This window comes from Haliscomenobacter sp. (assembly GCF_041740695.1).
Taxonomy (GTDB): Bacteria; Bacteroidota; Bacteroidia; order Chitinophagales; family Saprospiraceae; genus Haliscomenobacter.
In genome coordinates, this window is the sequence record NZ_JBGSLK010000106.1 from 1 (window position 1) to 26,088 (window position 26,088).

The following is a 26,088-nucleotide window of genomic DNA, read 5'->3' on the forward strand; positions in this document are numbered from 1 at the left end:
AGCGAGTTTTTCAAACTGATCAATACTGCAGTGGGGTTGAACCAAAATGATACGGGTAAACTCATCGAAGAAATGCAAATGGTGATCAATCAAATGCAAAAGGCGATTCAAGAGCTGAAGCCTGATTACCAGTCGCATTTGTTTGAAGTAGGTGAAACAACTTTGGCGAATCGCCCAGCGGCACCCGACTTTACGGTATCCAATACCCACCCTTCCCAGATGGGCAATTATTTTCAGGGTAAAAATTACCCCAATCGCCAGGAAATGTTGCAGGATGTGAAAAAAGCATTGGTTGAACGGGCAAACATCAACCTGGATAAGTATCCTTTGATTGGGTATATGTTTGATCACCCTGAACAGGCGGGGGACATGGCGAAGTATTACAACCAGGTGAAGAAAACGGTTAGTGAATTGGTGGGAAAACGATAATGAATATTGAGCACCTTTAGATATGATTCCTGAGGTGTTTCTTCAGAGTCTTAAGTTTCTTAGGTGGTGAAGAAAAACAGTTTTTAACCACCTAAGAAACTTAAGACACTGAAGAAACACCCTAGGAATAAAGCGCTTACGGCTTAGGACTCACCTTGCCCGCTTCCACATTGGCATTCTTCACGTACTTCTCCAACCAGCCAAACTGCTCCTGCAACATGTGCAGAATGTTTTCCCGGCCAGCGTAGCCATGGCTCTCGTGAGGTAGGCTCACAAATTTCACGGTGCCCCCATGCCCTTTGATGGCATTGAACATCCGCTCACTCTGGATCGGGAAAGTACCCGTGTTGTTGTCCGCTTCCCCGTGGATCAACAGGATCGGCGTTTTGATTTTATCCGCAAAACTGAAAGGACTCATCTCGTGGTACAAATCAGGATTTTGCCAATAAGTCCGGTCTTCGTTTTGGAAACCAAAGGGTGTCAACGTGCGGTTGTAAGCACCACTGCGCGCAATGCCTCCTTTGAACAGGGTGGTATGGGCCAACAGGTGGCCGGTCATAAAGGCGCCGTAGCTATGGCCACCCACCGCCATGCGGTTGCGGTCGCCTACGCCCATTTCGGCCAGTTTGTTGACAGCTGCTTCGGCGTTCATTTTCACCTGATCCACAAAGTTGTCATTGGGTTGTTTGCTCGGATCAGTGGCGACGATGGGCATTTCTGCGTTGTTGAGCACAGCGTAGCCCTGAGTCACGTAGAAGATCGGCGAGCCCCAGTTCAACAAAGTGAACCGGTGTTCACTACCCCGAATCTGAGCGGCATCGGCAGCCGAATTGAACTCGCGGGGGTATGCCCAAATGAGCGTAGGCAGTGGCCCGTCGCGCTTGGCATCATAACCCTTGGGCAAGTACAAATCGCCGGTAAGGTCAACCCCATCGGCGCGTTTGTAGGTAATTTTTTCCTTGCTTACCCCATCCAACTGTGGATATGGGTTGGTAAAATTGGTGATTTTCCGGTCAGCAATGCGCAACTTCAAGTCTTTGAGCCAGTAATTAGGCATTGTTTTTTCGTCCTCCCGACGAGTCAGAAGGGTCAATTTTTCGGCATCCAGTACACTCACCACCGATTCAAACGAGCCTTCAGGGCAACGCCAGATGATGTCGGTTTTTTTGGTATTCAAGTCCAGGGTAGCCAAAAATGGCAAGTCGCCCTTGGGAGATGCGCCACTAGGGTTGTTCATCAAAATTTTGGTGCCATTCTCGATGGTTTTGATGACGCGACGATTGTACTGATTGGCTTCGGTGACTGGGAAGCCAGGGTTGCCGTAAGCATCGGTGGTATTGCGTTCCATCAGCATGGCGAGCTCGCCCGTGCTGGGGTTGTAGCGATTGGTGCGGGTCATTTGTTTGCTGCCCAAGCCCTCGGTGACCAGCGCCAGATTGGCATTGCCCCAGGTGGTATTGAAGTAGCGTAACTTGGTTTTGAACAGCTCTTTTTCAGTACCAGTAAAGGGTGCGCTGAGGGCATACACCGCGTCGTGGTGTTCCACGTTCTTTTTGATCATGCCACTGTCCAGGGGCATACACCAAACGACGGTAGCCGCTTCGTCGTCGCGCCATTCGATGCCGCGTGGTACATTTTGTACGTTGTCGCGACCACTCGGAGTCGTTTCACCCGATGGTAAATCGACCAGTTTTTTCACCACTTTACCGCTAAGGTCAGTAATGGTCACGGTAGAAGCGAAGCGATTAGCCGTGACCAAATAGGAAAAAGGCTTATTGAGTGTCCGGGTCAACATGTACTTTTTGTCGGGGGAAATATTGATGCTGGCGTAAATGGCTGGCAGTCCGATTTTGGTTTCCACTCCATTGACGTTTTTCACCAGTTGAGACTTGGCGTAAAAGCCAAACAATTGCTCATCGTGAGGGCTTTTGATCAAGTCCTGGAAGGTAGGTTGAGGGGCTGCCTTGCCATAATTTTCCTGGGTAGTTGGGCCTTTGGGCATAGCAGGTTTGGGTGGCGCAGTTGAAGCAGGTGCCAAGGTGCCTTTGTACAAAATGGTGTTGTCATCGTACCATTGGTAGCTACCGCCCAATACTGCGTTGACTCCCATTTTGTTGATCTTGGTGGCTTTTAGTGTGGCAATGTCGACGACGTACAAATCAACATGATCGCCCAGGGTATTGGTAAAGGCGATTTTTTTATCCGTTGGACTCCAGCTTACACTTCCGGCGTAAAGTGGCACCGGCAAACCCGTGATTTTGGATTCCTTGCCTGTAGCGATGTTTTTGAGGTACAGGTTGTTGATGAAATTTTGGCGACTGGGCGCATAGTTTTTGGGGTTGATCCGCAAACCCGCAATGCGCAGTTCGGGTTGAGCCAATTCCTCCACCGATGGGTAGGTACTCACTTCCGTCAACAACATCCATTGGCCTTTCTCATCTACACTCACGTTGGGTGCAGGTTTGGCCAAGAGCATATCAGAAATGGTTTTGGGCGGTACTTTGTACGCTACATCCTCTTGGGCCAGCAGCAAGGGGGTACTGGCCAGGAGTAAAAAGCAGGTGATGGTGGATAAAAGTAGTCGAGTCATCATGACAATTGGTTTTATTTGCAATTAAAGTAGCCACAATCTAACACTTGGATAACTTTGGGAAGTGGGTATGTCGTCGATTGGGCGTTTTGGCGGGGGATATGTTAGGGTGGTGAAGATGAATGCTTATAGCTGTTTTCCAAAATCGCACAAGCCTGTCCATAATCGGACACTGGGACATGGTGGATATTTTGGTAAAAACTTGAAAAACAATCTTTTATTCATTTGGCACAAAAATTGGCTCATTCATTACCAAATGCCTTCCCAATGCTTACAACTGCTCTAAAAATTGCCCTTCGCAATTTTCAAAAAAACCGCTTGTACACCCTCATCAACATCAGTGGTCTGGCCGTTGGTCTGGCCGCAACCTGGCTCATTGGCTTGTTTGTGTTGCACGAAAGAAGTTATGACAACTTTGTGCCCGATGTGGATCGGATTTGTGCCGTGGGCCTGGATCTGAAATTTGGAGAAGAAGAAGGACTGACGACCAATACCCCGCCGCCTCTGGGGCCGAGAATCTTGCAGGATTTCCCAGAGATAGAAATGGCTGCGCGTACATTTTTCCTCCAAGAAACGGTGGTGCGGCGCGAAACTCCAGGGCAAGCGCCCCTGGTTTTTAACGAAAATACTGCTTACGGCGCCGATACGGCCTTTTTGGAACTCTTCAACTTTTCTATGCTGCAAGGCAATGCCGGTACCGCCCTCGACCGCAGCAACACCGTAGTGCTCAGCGAACGCATGGCCGAGAAATATTTTGGCAAAAAATCGCCGCTGGGGCAAACCCTCTTCTTCAATGACACCCAATACACCGTGACCGGGGTGGCAGAAAACCTGCCTTTGAACTCCACGGTGCGGTTCGATTTTTTGCTCTCCATGAGCACCTTCAAAGTGGTCGAAAATTTTGCCTGGAGCTGGCTCTGGTTGCAGGTAGACACCTGGGTTAAACTCAGAGAATCGGCCACTCCAGAACGACTGGCGGCCCTGGAAGCCAAATTTCCCATTATGGTAAAGGCTCATGCTCCAGCGGCTTACAATCGGATTGGCATCGATCTGCTGGCGCAATTGAAAAAAGGTGACCGGTACAATGTCAAACTTTTTCCACTAAATAGTCTACACCTTGGCCAAGCGATCCAGTTTACCAGGCTCACAACCCTGGGCAATGGCAAACAAGTACGGACTTATGCACTCATCGGTGGCTTGATTTTGCTGCTGGCCTGTGTCAACTTTATGAACCTGGCCACAGCTCGCTCGATGCAACGCGCCCGAGAGGTCGGTGTGCGCAAAGCACTAGGCTCACAACGCGGCACCTTGGTTGGGCAATTTTTGGCAGAATCCCTGTTTTTTAGCCTGGTAGCATGGGTATTGGCCTTTGTGTTGGCTGCATTAGCACTACCCTTGTTCAACCAGTTGACGGGGATGCAAATGGAGTTGAATGGTCTGTTGAATCTCAAAGTATTGGGCATTGGTTTGTTGCTGACCTGTGTGGCGGGGCTTCTGGGTGGTATTTATCCGGCGTTTTTCCTCTCCCGATTCAAGGTTACCGAGATTTTTAGAAAAATGGGCAGTTCTACCCGCGGCGGTCATGCTGGGGTGCGGAATGGGCTGGTAGTATTTCAGTTTGCGGTGTCGGTGAGCCTGATGTTGGGATCCTGGGTCGTATATCAGCAGTTGCAGTTTGCGCTGAAACAATCCCCTGGATTGCAGCGGGAAAATGTAATGATCATGCCCATGTTGCGCAATTTGGAAGAACCCGGTAAAATGGAGGCTTTCCGCCAGCGGCTGCTACAAATCCCTGAGGTGAAAGCAGCGTCACATTCTACCTTTTTGCCTTCCATTGGCAGTTTTGGCGACTATTATGAACCCGATCAAGGCAATCAAAAACGGGCAGTGCTTAAAAGTATGTTGTTGAGTTCCTTTTTGACCGATGCAGATTTCATCCAAACGCTGGGCATCGAGATCATCCAGGGTCGTGGATTTTACGCCAGTAATTCCCAAAGTGACTCCACTTCGGTAATTTTGAACGAAGCCGCCGTAAAAACGATTGGTTGGGAAAACCCCATTGGCAAATGGTTGACTTATCCTGGCAATGGCAACCAACGTTTTCAAGTGGTGGGCGTGATGCGCGATTTCCATAGCGGTACTATCCGTGCCGCCATTGAGCCCGCAGCGATTTTCCACGAATCATCTAAAACTTACCGCACCTGGGCTTCCTATATGTCGATGCGCCTGGAGCCGGGAACGGAAAGAGCGGTAATTGAAAAAGCCAAAGCCTTGTGGGCGAAGGAAATTCCTGGTGCTCCATTTGATTACGATTTTCTGGATGATTCTTTTGGCAATCTCTATCAAGAAGAACAACGTGCGGCGACCTTGCTGGGGATATTCACCGCCTTGGCTTTGTTCATTGGTTGCCTTGGCTTGTTTGCGCTGGCTGCTTATACTGCAGAGCAGCGCACTAAAGAAATAGGTATTCGGAAGGTGCTAGGGGCTTCGGTTTTTGGCATCACTTCCTTGTTGGCCAAGGATTTTCTCAAACTGGTACTGTTAGCCATTCTCATTGCCTCGCCTGTTGCCTGGTATTTTATGAACCAGTGGCTGGCCAATTTTGCGTACCGCATCAACATGGAGTGGTGGATGTTTGCGGTAGCGGGTGTAGCGGCCGTTGGGATTGCCTTTTTGACGATTGGTTTTCAAAGTGTGAAGGCGGCGCTGGCGAACCCAGTGAAGTCTTTGCGCAGTGAATAAGGTTTTCATTTGAAGAATTTAAAACATCATAAGCCATGTTTAGAAACTACGTAACAGTTTCCCTACGCAACCTCAGCAAAAACAAAATTTACGCCACCATCAACATAGCTGGTCTAGCGATGGGTATCGCAGCGTTTCTGTTCATTCTAGAATACGTCAGCCTGGAAAAAAGTGTGAACCAGTTTCACGCCAAATTGCCCAATCTGGCGCGGATGCTGTGTCAAAATGCGCAAGGAGAAAACTGGCCACAAGTAGAACCCGGCTGGGCGGAGCAAGCCAAATCTCGTTTGCCAGAAATCAAATCTTACTGCCGCTTTGTCGATGGAATCGCCCAAGGAGTGGTGCAAAACCAACTCAAAAACCTCTCCTTCCGCGAACAAAACGTGGGTTACGTAGAAGGCAACTTTTTTGACTTCTTCAGTTTCCCGCTGGTGGCAGGTCAGGCCAAAGATTTGAACCAACCAGATGCAGCATTCATTTCCGCTTCGATGGCCAAAAAATACTTTGGCAAAGAAAGCCCCCTGGAGCAGACGCTGAAACTGAATAACCAATTTGGCAACCACGTATATGTGGTAAAAGGCGTGTACGAGGACATGGGGGACAATTCCGACATCCGTTTCGACATGGTTTTTTCGCTGGAAACTCTGAAAAACAAGGAAAACCTCAACGGGAATGATTGGGCAGAGCTGAGCAACCTGGACGACCAGTACATCAACATGTTTTTTGAACTCAGCCCCAATACCAATCTGAAGGCCTTGGAAAAGAAGCTTACGGCACTGCGCCGGAAAATCCAATTGGAGAAAGACGCAACCGTGTTCAGGCTGCAACCTCTGGCCGAAGTGCATTTGGCCAAATCCGCTCAGGATGACCTGCAACACACCGGCAGCCGCCGCTACGTATTGATGCTCATGGGCATTGCCTTCCTGATCCTGCTGATCGCCTGGTTCAACTACATCAATCTGAATACCGCCAATTCCATCAAACGCGCCAATGAAGTAGGGGTGCGCAAGGCAATTGGGGCAAGCCAGCAGAACTTGTTGGGTTTGTTCCTGGTCGAATCCGTTTTAGTCAATCTTTCTGCCTTCGTTTTGGCCATTGTGTTGGTCATGCTGTTGCAGCCGTTGTTCAATCAGCTTTTTGAAAAGGCCCTTAGTTTAGAGGCCTTGTTTCTCAACCCGGTTTGGGCTTTGGGGGTAGGTTTGTTGCTCTTGAGTTCAATTGTGTCTGGCGTTTACATTGCCCTGGTTTTGGCCCGATTCAAACCAGTAGATACCCTAAAAGGCAAACTCGCCAAAACCAGCTCTGGCGTTTTCCTCCGTAAATCATTGGTGGTTATCCAGTTTAGCATCTCCGTGGCCCTGATCATCAGCACCATGCTGGTGTTCAAACAACTGAAGTTTATGCAACAGGCCAATCTGGGCTTCGACAGCAAACAACTGGTGATGATTCCTGGGCCACAATTGGGTCTGGATGCTACGTACAAACAACGCAGATCGGCCTATCAAGACGAAATAGCCCAACAAAGCTTCGTGGAGGGCTTTTGTACCTCGGGCAGTGGGCCCGGGCGAGGCTACAATTTTGCCACCGAAGGTTTTAGTTCACCCAAATCAAAAACAGGCACCGAAACCCAATCCTTTGCTTTTGCCATTATTGGAGATAATTATTTGCCAACCTTTAAAATTCCACTCAAGGCTGGACGGAATTTCACTGCGCTAGAAACAGACGTAGAATGGAACAACAACGACAAAGTAATCCTGAATGAAAAAGCGGCCAAAGCCCTGGGTTTTGAAGATGTAAAAGATGCCTTGACCACCAAAATCACCTGGGATGAACGCGACTTGCAGGTGATCGGAGTAGTGAAGGATTACCACCACGAAGGTTTGCAAAAATCCATCGGGCCGATCATTTTTTACCCCGCCCAAATGAATGACCTCACCCTTAAACTGAGCACCGACGATCTCCCGGCGAAGTTGGCCAAGCTGGAAAAAATTTACAAAAAATACTTCATAGGCAATCCCTTTGAGTACTTGTTTGTGGATGAACTGTTCAACAAACAATACAAGGCGGAGGCGCAGTTTGGTAAAATTTTTAGCGCTGCTTCCATCCTGGCGATTCTGATTGCCTGCATGGGTTTATTTGGCCTGACGGTATTCACGGTGGAGTCGCGCACCAAAGAAATTGGCATCCGCAAGGTCCTGGGTGCCAGTGTAGGCAGCATCAGCAGCTTGTTGACGAAGGATTTTCTCAAACTGGTATTTGTGGCCATTGTCATCGCCTCACCGATCGCTTATTATTTCATGACCCAATGGTTGGCTGATTTTGCCTATCGTACGCCCGTGCAGTGGTGGGTTTTTGCGCTGGCGGGAGGATTGGCGCTGTTGCTTGCGTTTGTGACGATTGGGTTCCAGAGTGTGAAGGCGGCGCTGGCGAATCCGGTGGAGAGTTTGCGGAGTGAGTGAGGGGGGGTAAAGGAGTAATAAATTGAGGTTGTTCACCATTCTGAATGACAGAGGAGTAAAGTTGAGGAACAGCGACATTTTAAAGGCAGAAAACCTCAAAGCAATAAATGATAAGGTAGAAAGAAAGAAATATGCTAAGTTTTGGGAGGAGTTGGAAGGGGAACTTGACGAAGATTTTGACAAATTTCTTTCCTACATTCGGACTATTTTGGTAAAGGAGAAAGCGAGGCTCAGCCTACTCAAAGAGTTTGAGGATAATATTTATTATCCAAAAGAGTACAAAATAGAAACCAAAAAATACATCAATAAGCCTGTTTTATTGAATAAAGGCAAAGACACTTTTAAGCTCATCGAAAAATATAAAAAACACAACGATAAAATATTTGGAGGATTTCTTTTCTGACTTGCTGCCGTATAGATAATCAAGTTTGTAAAGGACATATCGTGCATATCTCCGACCATAAATAGTGTTTTCTTCCAATTGTAAGACGAATTCTTTGTAATTGAAATCAAATTCGGTCGAATTCAACAACTCGTTTATTTTTTCATCATTGGTATTCCCTAATTTAGAAACTTGCTCAATCTTTTTTAGAATTGCATTCATGGAATCAATTCTAAAAGTTGGTGTTTCTCGTGCTATCCAATCGCCAGAAAACTTGTTATCGAGCTTTATCAAAAACTCCAAAATTTTAGCGTCGCCAAAACTTTCAAAATAGAAGAGTAGAGGTGTGAGCCCTATATTTTGAATGGAAGTGGATACATTGCCCAGCAGATCAATATTGACCTCCATTTTGATGTGATGGATGCAAAAAGAAGCAATCAAAGATGGCTTATTCAGGTGGATTACACCAAACCAGACATCGCGTTGTTTGACATGAAACAAAAATAGGAGTTGCCTTACCGCACCGCTCTCCCCTTCCATACATATTGCTTTCGCACATTGGCCCATAGCCCGATAATGGCAATGTACAGGATGTGCAAAACCTGCGCCTGCCAAAACACCCGTAACAAATCTTTACGTTGGAAAAAAGTACTCGCTGTGCTCAAAAGCAAACAATCCGCGCCAACTTTTGCCAGCAATAAAATCAAGAGGCAGCATCCAAATCCAGGTACAAAAAACGACAAAAAGGCAGCGACAATGATCGCCCAACACAGTCCAAAAACCAAGCCCAATACCGCCGTAATCCGCCATTCTTGATACGCCGCATTTTTGGTACCCCAACGCACGCGCTGCTGAAAAAAAGACCTCCAATCCGGCATTGCCAAAGTGTACACCGTCGCCTCCAGCGATTTTAAAAACTTGACTTGCCCAGGATAGCGCTGCTCAATTTTATGCATCAAAAACAGATCGTCGCCCGAAGCCAGCTGATCGACCCCTGCAAAGCCGTTGACTGCTTCAAATGCCGCTCGGGTGTAGGCCAAATTGGCTCCGTTCCCCATGCGCATTAAACCTGATTGTAGGCCTGCTCCGGTGAGCAGCATCATCCCCAGAAAATCCAGCGATTGAAAACGTTCCAGAAGGTTTTTTTCCTGATAAAAATTGACAGGGCCAGCAATCATTTGCACTTTTTCCTGTTCAAAAAATGCCACCATGCTGCGCAACCACTCCGGCCCCATTTCGCAATCGGCATCAGTACACAAAATCAAACTACCCCGGCTTTGTTGGATGCCCGTATGGATGCCATGTTTTTTAAAAGCAAGTCCTTGAATGGGGAAATCGGCAAGGCTAATCAAGTGAATGCGTGGATCAGGTAGGGACCGGATGATAGATGCTGTATCATCTTCAGAATGATCGTCTACTACGATGACTTCCATCAAGTGAGCGGGATAGTTTTGGCACAAAATAGCTTTTACACAAGCCTCAATACTAGTGGCCTCATTGCGCGCAGGAATGATGATGGAAACCGCTGTGGAAGGAAAAAATTGAGGGGAAAGATTCCTTTGGGGAATTTTTGACCAATGGTACAAAAAATAAAGGATCAGAAGGAAATAGGCCGCACCTAATACAATTGTGCTGATCACTAGGTACAACATTGGCCTGTTTCCTCCTTGATTTATAAAGTCTGGTGGGCACTAGCGCACCATATCGTCATCATTAATAGGTCTTTGTTCTTTGCGGACGCGTGGCGGAAAATCAGTTTGTAATTCTTCATACTCCACCAAATCTCCGTCCCGTTTGCGTTCATATTCCGCTTTGGCTTTTTTCACTTGTTTTTTCAGCAAGGCTCTAGCCAAAAAGTAGCCGCTCAGCACTGGAAAACCAAACACTGAAAGTATCCCGATGATCACGCCTGCGATGGCATCGCGGCGAAACGTATTGCGAATCCACTTGAAATAATCGGTCACTACGGTATAGTCAATGACCAAGGCAGCAATCAACATGATCGGCGACAAGAAGGCTAAGATACGGAAAACAAACCGGGCCAGCATGAATAGCCCCACCATAAAAACGACGATAACTGCGACACCAATGATGGCATTCCATGGGGTGTCGCTTCTTTTGCTTTGGCTCATGGTTCAAAATTTTCAACTAATTTACAACAAATCGCCATGCATTGTCGCTTTTTTGGACAATCCAAGAAATAAGCTCTACCAATGCTTGAAAATTCTATGCGGAGCATTAAAAGAGGCTCATCTGTTCCGGCAGCAGGCGAAAAGAACGCCGATGATGAGGCGTAAGGCCATGGTGGCGCAGCGCTTCGCGGTGCGCTTTGGTAGGATACCCCTTATTGGCCGTCCAGCCGTATTGCGGGTGATCGTCGGCCAGGTTAGCCATGTAATCGTCCCGATAGGTTTTGGCCAGTACCGACGCAGCAGCAATCGACATATAAATGCCATCACCCTTGATGATGCACTGGTGATTGATGTTTTTGTAGGGGTTGAACCGATTGCCGTCCACTAAAATGAGCTCCGGTTGTAGATCCAGCTTATCTAGCGCCCGATGCATGGCCAAAAAGGAAGCATTCAGGATGTTGACTTCGTCAATTTCGGCAGGGTCCACTTGTGCAACCGCCCAACTGACAGCAGCAGCCTTGATGATGCAACGCAATTCCGTGCGCTGCTGCTCAGAAAGTTGTTTGGAATCGTTCAAAAGGGGGTGCCTGAAAGACTTGGGCAAAACAACTGCTGCTGCGAACACTGGCCCGGCCAAACATCCACGGCCAGCTTCATCACAGCCGGCTTCGCACAAATCTGGGTCGTAGTAGGGTTCAAGCATTATTGATCATTTTGGTTGGTTATAGGAAATGGGAACTAGTTAGACTTTGTGTTCATAAGGTACAGTATAGAACTATAAAAATAAAATAAAATTTTCAATGAAATGTAAAATCCTGGTCACGCACAGTCCCAATTGTACAAAACCCGATCAAATCGCAAGGCATGTAAATCTTCCTGGCGGATGAAAAAATTGGCAATGCCCATGTCGCCCCACATGGTATTGATGTCGTTGTCCGAATCCATTTGAAAAAGGAGCTGCATCGGAACTGCCGGATCACGAGGGTCGCATTGGGTGAAAAAGGCGTAACCTCCGAGTTTATGGCCGCTGGCTTTAGAGCCCATTTCGTAGAAAAAATCCATAACTTCCTCCTGCTCCTCGCCAAAACTGGCTAAAAAGGCTTCAGGATAAACCTGATCAAATTGGTAATCGGGCGGCCCCAACCATTCTTCCTCGTTGCTAAAATTCAACGCAAAGGAAGCGTGCTGTGGAAGTGGCGTATCCTGATCAAAATGAGGCAAAAAAGCAAAGTCACTTTCTAGCAGCACACTATCTTCGATCACTTCGGCGTGGTATATCACCCGGAAGTTGTCCTGGACTTGCGGCTGGTCAAAATCCAGACCGAACATTCCATCGGCAGCAATAAAGAATTGAAGGATACCCTTGGTTGGGAAGCCCTCCAAAGCGGGAATTTCCACAAAGTTGAGCTGGGCCAGAAAAAACAACCATTCCCCCGTTTTACTTTTGGGATAGTCCATACCTTTTGGCCAATGCGGTTTTCCTCCTATTTTGCTTTGCCACAAATAGATTGGCGCTTGTGCGCTAGGTTTGATGCGTATCGTGTGGCTAAGGGTAGCTTCCACTTTTTTCTGAAATTTTTCCAGGATACTGGGCAACTGCAACAGCATAATTCAACTTAATTTTGTTCGGAGTAAAGATAAAAAGTCGCTCCGAAAAGCGAAGCGGCATTAAGTAGTGGGGCAAAAATAAGTGCTCATTTTTCCTGAGCCAAATGATTAGATAAGACACTTGAAATGAACCATTTACTTATCTAATCCTTTGGCAAAATGAGCCCTTATTTTTTATTGCCCTTAAATATTTAAAATACAATCCCAATGAACCAAAGAAAAGGTTTTGAGTTAGAGCTTGCTTAATCTTGTGTTTATGACCAAGCAGTTTCGCATTCTTGTTTTGGTGCTTTTTGCGGTGTTGTCGCTGCTGAGCGTCCGTGCTGCGTTTAACATTCGCTTTTCTTTCGACTTTGAGCAGTTTTTCCCGGTGGGAGATCCCGACCTGGAGGCATTCAAAGCCTTTGTCAAAGATTTTGAAACAGACGATAATTTTTTGCTGATTGCAGTGCATCGTTCCGAAGGCGTTTTTGAGCAACAGTTTTTGGAGAAGTTTCACCAGCTCACCCTCGATTGTCGCGATCTACCGTACGTGTTGCAAGCCCAGTCTTTGACTAAAATTGGCTACCCCATCAAAACACCCTTTGCCATTACCACCGTCCCGGCCATCCATATTGACCAGCCCGAATTATACCCTCAAGATCGAGCCCGTTTGCTTAAGGACGAACGTTTTGTACGCAACCTCATCTCGGCGGATGGAAAAACCCTCGTCATTTTCCTCAAAACAATTGAATCGATCGAGCTCTCAAAAGCCAAGGAATTGATGGCGGCAGTGGATAAGGTTGTCCAGAAATACCAGTTTGAGGAATACCACTACCTCGGTCGGCCTTATTTTCAGCAGGAAATGGTGCGCTTGCAGCAACGTGAAATTATAGTAGCGACCCTGGTTTCGGCCATTTTGGTGAGCATCGTGATGTACCTGGTCTTTCGACGGATTTGGGGCACCGTAGTTGCAGTGGTTTCATTGGCCTTGGGGTTGTTGCTTTTCATTGGCTTTTTGGGTGGTTTTGTGCGCGAGCTCAATACCCTTTCGGCCCTCTATCCAGTGCTGGTACTGATCATTGGCACCTCCGACATCGTCCACATTCTATCCAAGTACAACGATGAGCTGCACAAAGGAAATGAGCGCAACACGGCCATGTGGAACACCATTCGCGACGTAGGTTTGGCAACTTTTATGACGGCCCTGACCACAGCCATTGGGTTTGCATCACTGGTCAGCAATCGAGTCCTGCCCATCAAAGACTTCGGCATCAATGCAGCAGTGGGGGTGATGATCGCCTACTTTACGGTCATTCTGTTTACTACCGTGATGTTGACCTGGTTTCGTGCCGACCAAATTGCACAGCCCCAGAAAGAGCATGCCTTTTGGGAGCGCCTCTTGCAATGGGTTGTCGACTTTACTGCCAAGTATCCTCGTCAAATTGTGCTGACCATGCTAGGAGTGGTCTTGGTCAGCCTCCTGGGTATTTCCCGCATCACCACCAATTACGACATCATCAGCAACCTGCCCCGCAATAGCAAAATCACCAGCGATTTTTTATTTTTTGAAAAAAACCTAGCGGGCTTCCGTCCGATGGAATTTGCCGTATATGCTCAGGGAGATTACCACGTGACGGATTTTGAAGTGCTGCGCGAAATGGAAAAAATTGAAAAAAAGCTGCACCGTGCTGATTTTGTACAAGCCATTTTTTCCAGCACCGCGATTTACAAAAGTATTCACCAAATGACCCACAACAACCGACCCGATGCTTATCGCTTGCCAGACGACCCGGACGAATTTGCCAGTTATCAGCGCATGGCCAAACGCCTGCCCCAGCTCAACGCTCAAGTGTTGATCAGCCGCGATGAGCGCAAAGCCCGCATCACCTCTCGGGTCCGTGACATTGGCGCAGACAACATCAAGGTTTATGGCCAGCAGTTGGATGCCTGGATGGCCAAAAACATTGACCCTAACATCATCAAAGTTCAGCGTACAGGCACCGGACTGGTGATGGATAAAAATGCGGCTTACATTCGGCGCAACTTATTGCTGGGCCTGGGCTCCTCGGTAGGTTTGATCAGTATCATCATTGCATTGGTGCTGCGGAGTTGGCGCATGATGATCATCTTTTTGGTGCCCAATTTGGTTCCACTGCTCGTGGCAGGTGCACTTCTGGGGTATTGGGGGGTAGAATTGGACGCGGGTATCTCCATCGTTTTTTCGGTTGTGTTTGGCATCGCTGTTGACGATACGATTCACTTTTTGGCCAAACTCAAACTGGAGCGCAACCGTGGGCGCAGCGTCGAAGAAGCCCTGCGTACGACCTTGTTGGAAACTGGAAAAGCGCTTATCCTCACCACAGTTTTTCTGTTTTTTGGTTTTTTAGTGCTCTTATTTTCCCAACACCCCACCAGTGTGATCATCGGTGTATTGACTAGCATCACATTATTTGCTGGAATGCTAACCGAGCTGATGCTAGCGCCAGTGCTGGTGCGCTGGCTTTTGAAAGATTTTTGACGTTTTTCCTTGAAAATGAGCCCAAATTTTGCATCCTTTTTTCGTCATTTACGTATGAAGAGAAGTGCAGGTACGTACAACTTTGGAAAAGTTTGCTACCTTTACATTACAACCATCACCAAAAATCATGGGAAATGGGGGTTCTTGCTCGGTATTTTTATCAAATAACTAGCTTGCAAAAAACACCCAAACTCATTAATAACCTTAACAAATGGAATCGTCATGTCAAAAATTTTTGCTGGCGATGCTAACACTCTTATTGTGTTTTAGCCTCGAAACCCAAGCAAAAACAGTAACTAACGAGATCGAACTGGACGAAGCGGAAATTACCCGCAGACTCCATGCGATGGAAAACAGGGTAGTGAAACCGCGATACGATCCGGTTGTAATGAGCTACCTTCGAACTTATCTCGTTAAAGGCCGTGAAGGCACAGAGCAAATGCTCGGACGTCGGTTTATTTACTTCCCCCTTTTTGAAGACGTCCTATTTCAGAATGACCTCCCTGAAGAATTAAAAGCACTATCCATTGTAGAGTCTGCTTTGCACAACCGGGCTATTTCCCGGGTGGGCGCAATGGGGCTGTGGCAATTTATGCCACCTACCGGGCGTAGCTTAGGACTACAAGTGGATGCCAACATTGATGAGCGTCGGGATACCCGTCGCTCTACGGAGGCCGCTGCGGTTTACCTCAAAAAACTATACAAAGAGTTCTCGGACTGGGAATTGGCCATTGCTGCCTACAATTCCGGTAGTGGCCGGGTGATCCGTGCCCTTAAGCGGGGGCGTGGCACCAATTATTGGGCCATTCGCGGTGACTTACCAAAAGAAACGGCCAATTATGTGCCAGCTTTTATTGCAGCCAGTTATTTGTTGGAGCATTTCGACAAACACGGGCTGACACCAAAATTCCCAGCTGAAGAACTGCTGCTGACTACCTCCATTCTGGTGCATCAGGATTTGAGCTTTGAACAAGTCGCAAAACTGACCGGGGTGAGCATCGAAACCATCGATTTCCTCAATCCGGCCTTCAACCGCAAATCTATCCCGGCTAGCGCCCGGGGATACTACCTGACCATGCCTTCCAAGGTCATGGAAAAAGTAAGGGTTTATTTGGAAACCAATCGCCCGGACGGTGCCGTCAAACCAGAGCTGATCACCAGCATGAACGCGCCTAAAGTACGCGATGTTTCGGCTGCGAGCGCCCTGGTGGAAGAAAGCCACGAAGTGAGCACTGGCGAAACCCTGGAGGCATTGGCAAAAATGTACGGCTGTACGGTAGACAAAATCAAAGAGTGGAACAAACTCGATTCTACGGCAGTCGCTCCTGGCCAGTTCCTCAAAATATTCCGCGCCAAGAATTGGAAATTGCGTGTCGAGCGGATGGAAACGTTCAGCCTGATTCCGATGTTACAATTGGGTTTGCTCGAACAAGAAGCTAAAATTGTTGCGCCTTCGGCCAAAGATTTGGCACCTGAACAAGAATCGTTTCAGTACTACGTAACGACCCGGCCAGAAAGCATTTTTGAAATTGCCGATCGTTTTCCGGGGGCCAATCTCCAGGATATCCTCAAAATAAATGAGCTCAATTCCAATCGCATCATTCGAGCGGGGACTCGACTAAAAATCCGTAAACTTTAACTATTTTTAGTGCAAATAGTGGGGCAAAAATAAGTGATCATTTTTCTTGAGCCAAAGGATTAGAAAAGACACTTGAAATGAACCGTTTACTTATCTAATCCTTTGGCAAAATGATCACTTATTTTTTTATCGCCCCTAATAAATGTGACTTACTCAAAAGGCAACCGTCTTTTGAGTAAGTTTTTTTTATTTTACTTACTACAAAAATCAACATCATGTCTAATCAATTTGCCGACATCCTTGATCAACACCTGAGCGATGACAATTTCATCGACAATTTGAGCCAACAAATCGGCGGCGCTGAAAGAGAACAAACCCGTGCAGCAGCCAACGGTATTGTTACAGCTATGTCTACGGCAATGTCCAAAACCGCAGGAACTGAACAAGGCGCCAGTGGCCTGATGGGCATGCTGGATGCAGATGGGGATGGCAGCATCATCGACGATGTGATGAATATGGTTTCAGGTGGTGGTGGCCAGGCGGGTGGTCAAGCTAGCTTAATGCAAAATGGCGCGGGTATTGTGAATTCACTTTTGGGTGGCAAACAAGGCGGCATCATCGACATGATCAGCAAGATGAGTGGCTTGAGCGGTGACAAAACGGGCAATTTGATGTCTATGTTGGCGCCCATTATCTTAAGTGCGCTCAGCAAAACCGGCAAACAGGGCGGCGGTGGTTTCGACATCGGTAGCATCCTCAATATGCTGCAAGGTACCCAGCAGAAAAAAGCCAGCGGCAATCCAGCCATGGACATGATTGGCAAGTTCCTCGACAAGGATGGCGACGGTGATTTCACCGACGACCTTTTGGGAGGCTTGAGTGGATTGTTTGGTGGGAAGAAATAACGCAGGCAATTATAGTTCAGGATTTGGGCTGGTGTGGTAGATGCTGCACCAGCCCATTTTCTTTTCGGGAAAATGTATCTGCGAGGACAGATTGAGTACTCTTGCTTAGTGGATGGTAAACCTTCTACAACATTTTTCCGTATTGATCATTATCTGTTAGCTGCAGAACCTTATCAGCACCATTTTTTCAAACAAACGATTAAACAATGATCAATAAACTTTTTTTTGGGCTGATTGCCCTACTGATTAGTGTAAGTATCAATGCACAGGACACCAGCATCCAAAAAATCAAAAAGACGGATGCCGAGTGGAAAAAACAGCTTACCACGCAGCAATACTATGTGACCAGACAAGCTGGAACAGAACGTGCTTTTCAAAATGCCTATTGGGACAACCACGAAAAAGGTGTTTACAAATGTGTTTGCTGCGATCTGGAACTGTTCAATTCTACTGCGAAGTTTGAGTCAGGTACGGGTTGGCCTAGCTTTTTCAAACCTGTTGAACCTAAACATGTGCAGGTAAAGGGAGACGATAGCCACGGCATGGCGCGTACTGAGGTGGTTTGTAGCCGTTGTGATGCCCATTTGGGCCACGTTTTCGACGATGGGCCTCGCCCAACGGGACTGCGGTACTGCATGAACAGTGCAGCCCTGGTTTTTGAAAAGGCAAAAACGAAATAGTAAATTCCTTAGGTGATTCCTTGAGTGCCTCAGGTTTCTTAGGTGGTGAAAAAAAGCCTGCGTAGCAGGGTACTCTTCACCACCTAAGAAACCTAAGACACGATAGCTTCACCTCAGTTTTTAAGTATTCATTTTTCAATCTGCTCATACACCTCTGCGCCCCCATACAACACATCAATCACTCCCGGCTGCCGCAAAAAATCATGCGGAAATCCCAACTCAATTCGGCTCAGTTCATTCAGGTGCGCCGTAATTTCATCTGTCAACTCTATGTTCGCCGCACCAAGGCAGTCTTCCAATTGTGCAGGTTTGGTTGCACCCACAATGGGGATCACCGTTTTACCCTGCTCCATCGTCCAACGAATGGCAACCTGAGCTGGTGATGCACCTAGTTTTTTAGCCGCATCCACTACCTCCTGGGCGATTCGATTGGCATACTCGGCTCGGCGCGCACTGGCTTCGGGTAATCGGCCTTGTTCCCCACGTAAGTATTTCCCCGTCAATGCGCCACCTGCCAAAGGTGCCCAAGGCGTAACCGCCATGCCAAAAGCATCGGCCATCGGCAATAGGTCGCGCTCAGGAGTGCGTTGCAGCAAACTGTATTCTACTTGTAAGGCGACAAACTTGGACCAGCCCCGCCATTCTGCCAGGGTATTGGCTTGGGAAACAATCCAGGCAGGGGTGTCCGAAATACCGATGTAGTGGACTTTACCTTGTGCCACCAGGTCGTCCAGGCCACGCATCACTTCCTCTACCGGAGTCAGGCTGTCCCAGGCGTGTACCCAGAGCAGGTCGATGAACTCGGTATTCAGGCGTTTGAGGCTGCCTTCTACGGAACGCATCATGTTTTTGCGGGAGTTGCCCGCGAAGTTGGGGTCGCCCGTACCATCGCGTAGGGAATATTTGGTCGCTACGACAAAATGGTCGCGGTTGTCGGCAATGAACTCGCCCAGCCATTTTTCGGAAGTACCTTCGGTATAGCGATTGGCGGTATCGACAAAATTGCCGCCCGCTTTGGCGTAGGTATCAAAGATTTGTTTGGAGGTGTCGTAATCAGCGCCCCATTTCCATTCTTTGCCAAAACCCATGGTGCCCAGGCAAAGTTCGGAAACGCGTAGGCCGCTGCGACCGAGTAGTTTGTATTTCATGATGGTGGATTTATAATCCCAAAGACAGTTGTTCAAAAATATCATCTACATCATCAAAAGACTTTATCCCAGTTTTTTCTTCTTCCCCACCCAATAAATTGAGCCCGGCGGGCTGTAAATAGTCCAGCATGTTTTTGACTTCAGCTGCCTGGACTCCAATGCTCAATATAATGGGATAACGCTGGCAAAAATCGCGCAGGATTTCCGGGCTCAAAATTTCCCCTTTTTGGACCTCCGCCCAACTAAAACCACCCTTGTCAAAGTTGAGCAAAAAGTAAGTGGCATGTGGGGAAAAATGGCTCAGCATGAACTCAACATCCCCGGCACTGGTCGTTTTTTCGACAACAATTTCCTTGATCACTGGCAATTCATTGGACAAATCCATCACGGTAGCCACATCGGTAAACATGCCTAGCTGCACAGCGTCCAGTTGCAGCTCCGCCACTTGGTGCAGAATGTCGTCCTTACTACTCAGGCTGAATTCTCCTACGATTTTTGGCCCTTCCACCCATTCCCGGATGGCCGCAACTTGCATGGGGCTAATGGCATTTTCTTCGCCTGCACTCAGGTTAAAGCCCAACCATTCCACTTCCCAGGCTGAAAAATAACGTGCATCGGTGAGGTTGGTAATCGATCCCGCCTTGATTTTGATGGCCGACATGTTGACAAATTTGACCGCCAAGATAGCTGAAAAAATGGCTTTCGTTTTACCTTTGCGCGCAAAGACAATGCAATGAGCACAAGAAGCATCTCCATCGGCTGTGATCACGCCGGATTTCCTTATAAAGACCGGATCAAAAATCTGTTGATGGCCCGAGGCATCGAGGTAGTAGACTATGGTACCAATTCACTGGATTCGGTCGATTACCCCGACTTTGTACACCCCGTGGCCAATGATGTAGAGACTGGTAAAGCCGAACTAGGCGTCCTGCTTTGTGGCAGCGGAAATGGAGTAGCCATTACGGCCAACAAACATCAGGAGGTACGCGCCGCCTTGTGCTGGATTGAAGAAATTGCCGCCTTGGCCCGCCAGCACAACGATGCCAACATTGTCTGTATTCCCGTTCGGTTCACCACGCCAGAACAGGCCGACGCCATAGTCAATGCCTTTTTAAATGCAACATTTGAAGGCGGAAGGCATGCTACGCGGGTGGGAAAAATTGCGTGTATGTAAAATTAGGTTTAGCCACGAAGACACAAAGGCGCTAAGATCAAAGCATCAGATCTTAGCGCCTTTGTGTCTTCGTGGCTAAACCTTCTTAGAAATAAACAGCCATTACTCCTTCACCAGCTCCTTCACCGCAAATCCATCCTTCGTCACCATCCGTACATAATACATCCCTGAGGCCCGTTTGCTGAGGTCGAAGGTTTCCATAAACCGGGCGCCACTGCCCAGTTTTCGTTGTTCCAACCTTCGGCCCAGGTAATCGTACAATTCCAGGGTGATTTTTTCTGCTTTCGGAAGACTAATCTCCAGCATGGATTTTCCATTCGTAGGATTGGGATACAGTTTAGCTGCTTTCGCCAGTGCCAAATCCTCTACTGCCACCGTTCTGCTCACCACAATGGGATCACTGCGGTAGGAGCAATTGTTAGCGTCGTACACTTCCACAATGTATTCACCGATGCCAATGCCTGTCAAATCTTCAGTGGCACTCAGCAGGGTACTGCCCTTGAACCAGCGGAAATCATAAGGCGGTGAGCCACCCGCTACGCTGATGTCGATTCCTCCAGTGTTGCCTGTGGGTGCGGGTATGACACGAATATTGGTCACTTTAACCGCTTCTGGTTGCACAATTTCTACGGAGAGGGTATCACGGCAATTGCCTTGGTCAGAAACGGTAACCGTGTAAGTGCCGCCTTTCAATCCTCGTACCACGTTGGTCGTCCCGCCATTGCTCCAGGCATATTGGTAAGGAGGCTGGCCACCACGTAGCGTTAAATTTGCGGATCCGGTGGCTTCTCCAAAGCAACGTACTTCCAACAATTGGATCGAAAATACCTCAACGGGTTCCGTTCCACTGACATTCACTTGATCGGTAGAAGAACAGCCAGTAATGATGTTGCTCACCAACAAACTGTAATTGCCAGGGCGGTTTACCACAGGCGAGGCAGTAGTATTCCCGGATATAATCCGCCCATCGTCGAGTTCGGCCCACTGGTAACGGATCAATACCCCCGAAGCAGATTTACTGCCATCCAAACGCACCTGCGGTGCTTCACAGGTGATCGTTTTATCCGGTCCCGCATTCGCCGCAGGACTTGCATTGACATCAACAATTACTTTATCACTCGTTGTACAGCCATCTTTGGTCACACTGACGGTGTACTCACTTAAGGCATTGGGTTGAACTTGTACGGAAGCTGTGGTGGCGCCATTGTTCCAGCGGTAATTTCCGCCCGAACCACTCGCCACCAAATTGGCCACCTGCCCGGCACAGATCGTCTGATCGTTCCCGGCATCGATGGTGGGTTTGGCCAATACGGTAATCGTCACATTGTCGCTGGCTTCACAACCATTTGCACTTACTGAAACACCATACGTCGTCGTCTGAGTAGGGCTGACCACCAAGCTGGAAGTTGTTGCGCCTGTACTCCAACGGAATGGTGCAGTACCACTGGCCGCAATAGTTGGACTTTCGCCTGCACAGATGGTCAGGTCGATGCTCGTTGTGACTGTAGGGCCGGGTGTAACGTTGACTGTTGTGCGCCCGGTGGCGCTGCAGTTGCCATTGGTCACAGTGACGGTATAGGACGTAGTTGTTGTTGGCGAAACCGAGATGGTGGACGAAGTGCGGCCATTGCTCCAAAGATAGGAGGCACCACCCGCAGCAGTAAGGCTCACGGATTGCCCCGAACAGATCGCCTGATTGGCAGTGACATTGACTTGCGGGGCTTCCTCTAGCGTAACAACCACTTGATCAGTGCCTGCACAACCATTTTTGGTAACGGTGACGGCGTAAGTAGAGTTTTGGATTGGCCGCACTGAAACGGTGGCGGTACTGGCACCATTGCTCCAGCGGTAACTATCGCCCCCAGTGGCCACAAAAACGATGTTGTCGCCAGAGCACAATTGTAAGTCTTGGCCCAAATCTACCACCGGAGTTTCATTCACAGTCACATTGACTTCATCAACTCCGGAACAGCCATTTTGGGTGATCGTCACGGCATAGGTAGCATTGACCTGGGGGCGCACATTGATCGTGCTACCGCTCTGACCGGTACTCCACAGGAAATTGCCCGTACCCGTCGCCGTCAAATTGAGGGCTTCACCTCGACAAATCTGCCGATCTGCGCCGAGATTAACTGCAACTGCGGCGCAGGAGCTCCGACTTTGGGCAACCACCACTTTTTGAACCTCATTTGAAGGGCTGACCAAATAAATGGTGTCGCGCCGATCAGCGTTGGAGTTGTTGGGGTCAACCTCTATCCGCAGTACGTCGTTGGCAAAGCCATTTTCGTTCGACACTTTAAGCCAAGAGCTGTTTCCCTTGACGCGAGCTGTCCAGGACATATTGGAGGCTACCCGAAATTCGGCTATCCCACCCTGCCCCGTCAATTCGCGTTGCGAGGGGGATACTTTTAGGTTGTGTGGTGTACAACAGCTATTGAGTTCGGTAATCAAACTGGTACCATTGCTGGCAAAACGATTGCCTGCCGTCACTGCACTGCCATCGATGGGTTGATATTGTGGAGTTAGGTCGTATACCACATTGTTGCGGCTGAGTTTGATTTTGACTAAATCATTATTGGCGAAGCCACATTTAAGGGTATCGCCCGTAGCATCCTGGGGAAGCGATACTTGAAGTTCGGTGCCATTCCAGTTCACTGAACTTGCCAACAAATCGCCTCGATTGTTTTTAGGGTAAAAAAAGTGGAGTCGGTCATTGGTGTTCAATCGTTGACCATTGACCCGGGTGTTGCGCAAAGAGCGCAGGATCATATTGTGGCGACCGCTGGCATTGATGGCACAATTGGGGGCTCCAACTTCCTGCAAAAAGGGAGTTTGGTTGTAATCGGTACAATTGACGGTAAGGGTAAAAGCACCATTGGTGCCACTGACGGCCTGATCAACAATTACGTAGTAGACTCCAGGATTCAGCATTAAAGTATCGGTACGGGCCAATGCGCCCAGATCGTTGGTTTCTGCAAAATTGATGCAGTTTTTGCCACAAAGAAAATCGTACACAAAAACGCCCAATCCAGCTTGCCCCTGGATGCTGATGCTCACTTTGCTGGCTTTGGTCAAGCGGAAAGAAAACTCCCGATCGGACCCAGCGTAAGTCCGGCTACCTTGGTAACAGCTTTGGTAGACGTTGGTACCCCCACTACCAATCCCATAGCGGCTCGGATTACTCAAGGTATTGGCGAAAGGAACGTTGCAGGCAATTTCGGTAGGATTGAGGCGACAAGTGGCTTCTGGTAATACCGAAAAAGCATAAGTGCTGTTGCTGCGCGGCCCCATGATCAACACGTAATAATAGCCCTTTTGGGAAAAAGTTTCGCCGTCGCGGCCAATGCAGCGGAAACGCGCCGTATTGCTACTGATGCCATCCTGCGAACAACGATAGATGAAAGCCCGTGCGCCATTGCTGGCCGTTAGGTTGATATTAAAGGGATTGGCTTCATCATTGTAAAAGATATAGCCATGGCTGAATAGTGAGTCAAGCCCTGCTTGGGCAAAAGTGGCCGTTACACAGGAGTCTTGCCAGGATAAATTGGGTGCTTGATCGGTGACGGCCAAAGTGCCCGAGAAACGGTCGCCACGGTAAATCATGGTTCCGCCCAAGTCACAAGCAGACACACAAGCACCCAACTCTGCTGTTGTGTACAAATCACAACGGGCCAGGGTTTCATTGCGGTAACTGCGCCCATCGCTGAGGCAAACGGGGTTAAGCGAAGCATCGGTACAAGTGGCTTCTTTGGCAAACATACAGATGTTGTCGACCAGAATGTTGTTGCCTGTATTGGCATAAAAATTCAAGGCTCCGAGTTGATTGAGTTCAACAGTATTGCTCACACTGAAACGCCAGGAATGAATCTTTTGATCGTTGATCCACAATTCGGCCTGGTCTTTGTCCAGATCGATGATTTGGACGATTTTATTCCACTCGCCATTTTTATAATAAAAAGCACCAATCACTCGGTTGCTCGTGATGAAGAGCCGCCCAAAACCGTTGCTTTGAAATTCCAGTTGAAAGGCCCAATTGGGATTCGCACCCCCTCCGTCGGTATGCTGAATGTTGTAATATCCAGTGGCACCTTTTGCTACAAACATGTTAAAAGACAAACGATAGCGCCCAGTCGTGCGGTTGCCCAGGGGGAACAAGACATCTGGAGCAGTAGTACTCGTACGCTGAATGCGCAGTACCTTGCCCGCTCCTTCAGTAGATGTTTCTACCACAGCGTCATGAGAAGTGGCATCCCAAAGTTTCCAACGTGGACTCTGTGCGGTAAGGCCACCAGTATTGTATACGTCAAAATTTTCACACAAGACGTTTGGCCCTAATGGGGTATCACCTCCTTCCACACAACTGCAACCACAGGACAAACTCAAGTCAAATCGGGTACTAAGGCCCGCTTGCGGCGCATCAACCACCAAATAATAAATACCGGGCTCCAGAAACACACTGAAACTTTCTTCAGGGTTGCTCAGGTTGTTGTTGGTGCTCGAGGCAATACAATAGACACATTCGGGCTGACTGGTATTGGCAAAAGGATAGGTGAGGCAACTGCTCATCAGGAACATATCCAGGTTGCGGCCCGCATCGATGATGTTTAAGGTAGCTTGTAAATTGGTGGGTTCCGTAATGCTGATGCGGTAGACCATGTCATTGCCCCCGTAAGCGTTTTGAGTGGAAACACAGGAAGAAAAATCTTTCGAAGTAAAGGTGTTTTTTGCTCCGATCCCTCCGTTGTTTTGATTGCTCAAGGTTTGACCACAGGCCAGCGGTATGGCATCTGCACAGGCACTTATGCCTGGATTACAGGCTCCAGGAAAAGCCTCTTCACCCTCCACATACCCATCATAAGCCGGTAGTCCACAGGCATTGGTGGGCGTATAAGGTACTACCCCCCCCAGACAATAGCTACCCAGCCCCTGCGTCGGGCAATTGCCTCCCGAAAATACGGGGGCTTGCTGGTAACAAATTTTATCGATGTAATATTCAAAACCATTGTCGGCATAAAAATCGATGGCCCCTAGTTTGCGGTCAACAAATTTTTGATCCCCCCGACCGTCATTGTCGAGGTCCACTACCCCAAAGCTGAATTTCCAGCGGGCAACCAAGCGGTTGTTGAGGAAGAAATGTACACTGTCGCGATCGAGATTGATCACTTGTGTCACCTTGAGCCAACAGTCGGGTTTAAAAGAGGCCACCCGAAAAGTACCCTCGGCACCTACCCGTACTTGCACCGAGCCATCCGGAGTAAAAAACACCTGGTACGCCCAGTTGGGTTGCCCGCGCATCAGCCGCTTAAAATCGTGCTGAATGTTGAAGTAGCCCGTTTTTCCACTCGGTACGTACATTTTCCAGGACAGGCGATGAATGCCGCTCGACAAGTCAAACAAATCCTTGACCACATCGGGGCGGGCACCATTGGCGTCGGGTTTCATGTGTAAGGACCGACTACCTTCATACTTGCGTGCGGAAGTCAAATTAGCAGGTACATAATCCTGGGCAGTAATGGAAGTGCCCGGCCAGGTCCACCATTTTTGAAAACAGCGATTGTTGAGGGTATCACAATTGTAGGGAACAAAACTTTCACAGTTTTCTTCACCTAGGCAGGTGCCTCCCAGGTTTTCACCAACACAACAATTGTTTTGGGCTTGAATGACTGTTACAACGCCTAGCGCGATGCTCAGCAAGGAGAGTAAACGTTTTCTCATGCGTCAAATGGATAATGTTCATGACTCAAACAAATCTTTAGGAAC

At 48.2% G+C, this 26,088-nt stretch carries 16 protein-coding genes and 1 pseudogene; 8 read left to right on the forward strand and 9 right to left on the reverse strand.

Going from position 1 to position 26,088, the window contains the following annotated elements:
• Positions 1-429, forward strand: a pseudogene (locus tag ACEW9O_RS20760) (hypothetical protein); the annotation flags it as partial.
• Between the two features lie 136 nt (positions 430-565).
• Here ACEW9O_RS20760 and ACEW9O_RS20765 read toward each other — a convergent pair.
• Entirely contained in the window at positions 566-3,022 is a 2,457-nt protein-coding gene (locus ACEW9O_RS20765; RefSeq protein WP_373552118.1) for a prolyl oligopeptidase family serine peptidase, read from the reverse strand.
• Positions 3,023-3,286: 264 nt separating this feature from the next.
• On the opposite strand from ACEW9O_RS20765, the gene ACEW9O_RS20770 reads away from it, so the two are divergent.
• Positions 3,287-5,761 carry an ABC transporter permease gene (locus ACEW9O_RS20770; RefSeq protein WP_373552119.1) on the forward strand — a complete coding sequence of 825 codons (2,475 nt, stop codon included), beginning with the start codon at positions 3,287-3,289 and terminating at the stop codon, positions 5,759-5,761.
• Between the two features lie 35 nt (positions 5,762-5,796).
• Positions 5,797-8,220, forward strand: a complete 2,424-nt coding sequence (locus ACEW9O_RS20775; RefSeq protein WP_373552120.1) for an ABC transporter permease — start codon at positions 5,797-5,799, stop codon at positions 8,218-8,220.
• 316 nt (positions 8,221-8,536) lie between these two features.
• On the opposite strand, the gene ACEW9O_RS20780 is transcribed toward ACEW9O_RS20775, so the two are convergent.
• The 5 genes from ACEW9O_RS20780 to ACEW9O_RS20800 form a co-directional block, all read right to left on the reverse strand.
• A complete protein-coding gene (locus tag ACEW9O_RS20780; protein WP_373552121.1) occupies positions 8,537-9,142 on the reverse strand; it encodes a hypothetical protein in 606 nt (201 codons plus the stop codon).
• The gene (locus ACEW9O_RS20785) at positions 9,118-10,254 is read right to left on the reverse strand and encodes a glycosyltransferase (RefSeq protein ID WP_373552122.1); all 1,137 of its coding nucleotides are present in this window, start codon (positions 10,252-10,254) and stop codon (positions 9,118-9,120) included. Before ACEW9O_RS20785 ends, ACEW9O_RS20780 begins: the two co-directional genes overlap by 25 nt.
• Before the next feature lie 39 nt (positions 10,255-10,293).
• Complete coding sequence (locus tag ACEW9O_RS20790; RefSeq protein WP_373552123.1) at positions 10,294-10,734, reverse strand: hypothetical protein; 441 nt, start codon at positions 10,732-10,734, stop codon at positions 10,294-10,296.
• A gap of 106 nt (positions 10,735-10,840) precedes the next feature.
• Positions 10,841-11,437, reverse strand: a complete 597-nt coding sequence (locus tag ACEW9O_RS20795) for a ribonuclease HII (RefSeq protein ID WP_373552124.1) — start codon at positions 11,435-11,437, stop codon at positions 10,841-10,843.
• Between the two features lie 116 nt (positions 11,438-11,553).
• Positions 11,554-12,342, reverse strand: a complete 789-nt coding sequence (locus tag ACEW9O_RS20800) for a YwqG family protein (protein WP_373552125.1) — start codon at positions 12,340-12,342, stop codon at positions 11,554-11,556.
• A 256-nt stretch (positions 12,343-12,598) separates the two neighbouring features.
• On the opposite strand from ACEW9O_RS20800, the gene ACEW9O_RS20805 reads away from it, so the two are divergent.
• From ACEW9O_RS20805 to msrB, 4 genes are all read left to right on the forward strand, one after another.
• The gene (locus tag ACEW9O_RS20805; RefSeq protein ID WP_373552126.1) at positions 12,599-14,842 is read left to right on the forward strand and encodes an RND family transporter; all 2,244 of its coding nucleotides are present in this window, start codon (positions 12,599-12,601) and stop codon (positions 14,840-14,842) included.
• Positions 14,843-15,086: 244 nt separating this feature from the next.
• Positions 15,087-16,481: a transglycosylase SLT domain-containing protein gene (locus ACEW9O_RS20810; RefSeq protein ID WP_373552127.1), complete on the forward strand. Its 1,395-nt coding sequence runs from the start codon at positions 15,087-15,089 to the stop codon at positions 16,479-16,481.
• A gap of 215 nt (positions 16,482-16,696) precedes the next feature.
• On the forward strand, positions 16,697-17,326 hold the full coding sequence (locus tag ACEW9O_RS20815) for a DUF937 domain-containing protein (protein WP_373552128.1): 630 nt from the start codon (positions 16,697-16,699) through the stop codon (positions 17,324-17,326).
• Between the two features lie 206 nt (positions 17,327-17,532).
• Positions 17,533-18,006: a peptide-methionine (R)-S-oxide reductase MsrB gene (msrB, locus tag ACEW9O_RS20820; protein ID WP_373552129.1), complete on the forward strand. Its 474-nt coding sequence runs from the start codon at positions 17,533-17,535 to the stop codon at positions 18,004-18,006.
• A gap of 128 nt (positions 18,007-18,134) precedes the next feature.
• Here the strand turns inward: msrB and ACEW9O_RS20825 are convergent, their stop codons facing one another.
• Both ACEW9O_RS20825 and ACEW9O_RS20830 read right to left on the reverse strand, forming a co-directional pair.
• Entirely contained in the window at positions 18,135-19,154 is a 1,020-nt protein-coding gene (locus ACEW9O_RS20825; RefSeq protein WP_373552130.1) for an aldo/keto reductase, read from the reverse strand.
• A gap of 10 nt (positions 19,155-19,164) precedes the next feature.
• Positions 19,165-19,815 (reverse strand): hypothetical protein, encoded by a 651-nt coding sequence (locus ACEW9O_RS20830; RefSeq protein ID WP_373552131.1) that lies wholly within the window; start codon positions 19,813-19,815, stop codon positions 19,165-19,167.
• 72 nt (positions 19,816-19,887) lie between these two features.
• Between ACEW9O_RS20830 and rpiB the strand changes: the two genes are divergently transcribed.
• The gene (gene rpiB / locus ACEW9O_RS20835; protein ID WP_373552132.1) at positions 19,888-20,328 is read left to right on the forward strand and encodes a ribose 5-phosphate isomerase B; all 441 of its coding nucleotides are present in this window, start codon (positions 19,888-19,890) and stop codon (positions 20,326-20,328) included.
• A 102-nt stretch (positions 20,329-20,430) separates the two neighbouring features.
• Here rpiB and ACEW9O_RS20840 read toward each other — a convergent pair whose 3' ends face one another.
• Positions 20,431-26,043, reverse strand: coding sequence for a T9SS type A sorting domain-containing protein (locus ACEW9O_RS20840; RefSeq protein WP_373552133.1), 5,613 nt, complete (start codon positions 26,041-26,043; stop codon positions 20,431-20,433).
• Between the last annotated feature and the right edge of the window lie 45 nt (positions 26,044-26,088).

Bases quoted from the DNA above. Each gene is read 5' to 3' on its own strand.
- ACEW9O_RS20765 (WP_373552118.1), bottom strand. From the start codon at position 3,022: ATGATGACTCGACTACTTTTATCCACCATCACCTGCTTTTTACTCCTG.
- ACEW9O_RS20770 (WP_373552119.1), top strand. From the start codon at position 3,287: ATGCTTACAACTGCTCTAAAAATTGCCCTTCGCAATTTTCAAAAAAAC.
- ACEW9O_RS20775 (WP_373552120.1), top strand. From the start codon at position 5,797: ATGTTTAGAAACTACGTAACAGTTTCCCTACGCAACCTCAGCAAAAAC.
- ACEW9O_RS20780 (WP_373552121.1), bottom strand. From the start codon at position 9,142: ATGGAAGGGGAGAGCGGTGCGGTAAGGCAACTCCTATTTTTGTTTCAT.
- ACEW9O_RS20785 (WP_373552122.1), bottom strand. From the start codon at position 10,254: ATGTTGTACCTAGTGATCAGCACAATTGTATTAGGTGCGGCCTATTTC.
- ACEW9O_RS20790 (WP_373552123.1), bottom strand. From the start codon at position 10,734: ATGAGCCAAAGCAAAAGAAGCGACACCCCATGGAATGCCATCATTGGT.
- ACEW9O_RS20795 (WP_373552124.1), bottom strand. From the start codon at position 11,437: ATGCTTGAACCCTACTACGACCCAGATTTGTGCGAAGCCGGCTGTGAT.
- ACEW9O_RS20800 (WP_373552125.1), bottom strand. From the start codon at position 12,342: ATGCTGTTGCAGTTGCCCAGTATCCTGGAAAAATTTCAGAAAAAAGTG.
- ACEW9O_RS20805 (WP_373552126.1), top strand. From the start codon at position 12,599: ATGACCAAGCAGTTTCGCATTCTTGTTTTGGTGCTTTTTGCGGTGTTG.
- ACEW9O_RS20810 (WP_373552127.1), top strand. From the start codon at position 15,087: ATGCTAACACTCTTATTGTGTTTTAGCCTCGAAACCCAAGCAAAAACA.
- ACEW9O_RS20815 (WP_373552128.1), top strand. From the start codon at position 16,697: ATGTCTAATCAATTTGCCGACATCCTTGATCAACACCTGAGCGATGAC.
- msrB (WP_373552129.1), top strand. From the start codon at position 17,533: ATGATCAATAAACTTTTTTTTGGGCTGATTGCCCTACTGATTAGTGTA.
- ACEW9O_RS20825 (WP_373552130.1), bottom strand. From the start codon at position 19,154: ATGAAATACAAACTACTCGGTCGCAGCGGCCTACGCGTTTCCGAACTT.
- ACEW9O_RS20830 (WP_373552131.1), bottom strand. From the start codon at position 19,815: ATGTCGGCCATCAAAATCAAGGCGGGATCGATTACCAACCTCACCGAT.
- rpiB (WP_373552132.1), top strand. From the start codon at position 19,888: ATGAGCACAAGAAGCATCTCCATCGGCTGTGATCACGCCGGATTTCCT.
- ACEW9O_RS20840 (WP_373552133.1), bottom strand. From the start codon at position 26,043: ATGAGAAAACGTTTACTCTCCTTGCTGAGCATCGCGCTAGGCGTTGTA.